Raw genomic sequence first — 2,125 nt, forward strand, 5'->3', positions numbered from 1 at the left:
CCCCGCAGGTTCGTGAGCCCGACGAGAAGCGCGAGTGCCGCGCCCACAAGCGTCGCAAGCACGGAGGATATCGCGGCGCTCTCTAGCGAGTTCAAGAGGGCTCGAGGCACGGACCTGCTGTCGAGGGCGGTCCGGATCGGCTCGAGCGACGGCGCGCCTTCGGCCGACAGCCCCTCGCGGAACAAGAGGGCGAGCGGCGTCACCATGAGCGCCGCCGCAAACAGGATTAGGGCGGCGAGCGTTATTCCCTCGCCGCCCCATCGCGCGTGAAGTGCCCCTCGCAGGATCAGCCGCCGAAGATCTCGGTGAAGCGCAGCCGGTCCTCGTCCGCGCTCCGGAGCGCTGCGGCCGGGTCGAAGTCGAGAAGCCGGATTTCCTCGAGCGCCGGGAACCCTTCCGGCGGCGAGATCGCAGGATGCGCGGGCAGGTAACCCATGTCGGCGGCAAGCTGCTGGCCCTCGGGCGAAAGGAGGAAGTCCACGAAAGCCTGCGCTGCCGGCACATTCTGCGCCGTCGAAAGGATGGCGACGGGCTCGGTCACGGCCGAGACGCCCTCTTCCGGGAAGACGAAGCCCACGGGCGCCCCGTTCGGGATCTCGCGGATCGGCAGGAAGTCGACGACCATGCCGAACATCTGCTCGCCGCCCGCGACGGCGTTGTAGACGCCCCCGTTGCCGCCCTGCGGGTTGGTGCCCTGAGCGGCGAGGCCTTCGTAATATTCCCAGCCGAGGTCAGGATGGGAGGTGAGCGAGATCATGTGGATCGTCGCGGCCCCGCTGGTGAGCGGCGAGGGCATGGCGATCTGGCCCGCCGCCTCGGGGCGCAGCAGATCGGCCCAGGTCTCCGGCACGAAGGGTGCCGCGGTATTGTAGATGATCCCGGTCGTGATGAGCTTGGTCGAGAAGTAGTGGCGCTCAGGGTCCATGAGCGACGGATCGTAGGCAGAGACGTCCGCCCCGGCATAGGGCAGGAGGCGGCCCTGCGCCTCGAGACCCTCCATCGTGACCGTGTCCGCGATGAGGAGCACGTCGGGCTGTGGGCTGCCTGCGGCGAACTCGGCCTCGAGCCGGGCCATGACCTGCGTGGTCCCGTCGCGGATCCACTCCACCTCGACGTTCGGGTAGGCGGCTGTGAAGGCATCGACGGTGCGCTGCGCGTCCTCGTTCGGCTGCGAGGTGTAGAGGACGAGGCGCCCCGAGACATCCGTGGTCTGGGCCATGGCAGGAGCGGCGAGACTGACGGCGGCGAGCGCGGCGACGATGGTGCGGTTCATGGCAATCCCCAGTTGTCCGAGCGATGCACTCGGATTTGCAAGCACGTTGCGGATAGCCGCTCCGTGTAACGTCCGCGTGACCCTGCTGCCGACGTCGGCCGCGCTCGACACGAGCTGCGTCGGAAGAGAAATCACGCGCGCACCGGCCGCGCAGATCCGGCAGAAGGCCACGCCAGCAGCTTCCGCTGCCGCGGCAGGCGGGTGGCTCGGAGCCTCAGTTCGGTAAACGGCCGGCGACGCCCGTTTCGCTCGGTTCGGCCGACGCATTGGCGGCGAAGAAGCGGCGCACCGGGCCATAGAGCAGCGCGCTCGCGTGGCAGACCAGGTAGTCGTCCCCGAAGATGCGGCCGCCCTCGACCGGTACGACGCAGAGGTCGTTCGTGCGCGGCGCTTCGCGGTCAAGGACAGGCCCAATACCGAAGCCACGCCGCACGGCCTCGGCGACCGCCTCGCGGCTGGCGACCTCGAAGGCAACGCGCGGGTCGAGACTGGTGGCCTCGAACGCCTCCATCAGGAGGGCACGAGTGAAGCTGCCGCGCTCGCGCAGGACGATCGGTTCCGCCGCCAGGTCCTGCAGGTCGACGGAAGACCGAGCGGCAAACGGGTGGCTCCGCGGAACGATCACCGCGATGCTCTGACGGCGGTAGAACTGACAGTGATAGGGCGGCTTCGGCGCGCGCAGCCCGATCATGATGACATCGAGTTCGTAGGCGTCGAGCGCCGCGAAGAGGTCAGCCGAATTGGCGGCGCGCAGTTCCAGCGCCGTGCGCGGATCGGCCCGGCGGAACACTTCGGCGGCGTCGAGCGCGATCTGGGGCGCGGAAAACCCGAAGCGCGCCGCTGCGCTTCGGG

General features: G+C 69.1%; 2 protein-coding genes and 1 pseudogene. All 3 read right to left on the reverse strand.

The window, feature by feature from the left end; genetic code table 11:
• Nucleotides 1-206: pseudogene (locus ACTS11_RS10545) on the reverse strand (iron ABC transporter permease); the annotation flags it as partial.
• 80 nt (nt 207-286) lie between these two features.
• Nucleotides 287-1,273 (reverse strand): ABC transporter substrate-binding protein, encoded by a 987-nt coding sequence (locus ACTS11_RS10550; protein WP_442640270.1) that lies wholly within the window; start codon nt 1,271-1,273, stop codon nt 287-289.
• A 214-nt stretch (nt 1,274-1,487) separates the two neighbouring features.
• Nucleotides 1,488-2,125: LysR family transcriptional regulator substrate-binding protein (locus ACTS11_RS10555; RefSeq protein WP_442640271.1), on the reverse strand; the 638-nt coding region annotated here is incomplete at its 5' end.

Origin of the sequence: Roseicyclus sp. (assembly GCF_052168335.1) — a bacterium.
Lineage (GTDB): Bacteria > Pseudomonadota > Alphaproteobacteria > Rhodobacterales > Rhodobacteraceae > Roseibacterium.

Excerpts from the sequence above, each read along its gene's own strand:
- ACTS11_RS10550 (WP_442640270.1), bottom strand. The coding sequence starts at position 1,273 with ATGAACCGCACCATCGTCGCCGCGCTCGCCGCCGTCAGTCTCGCCGCT.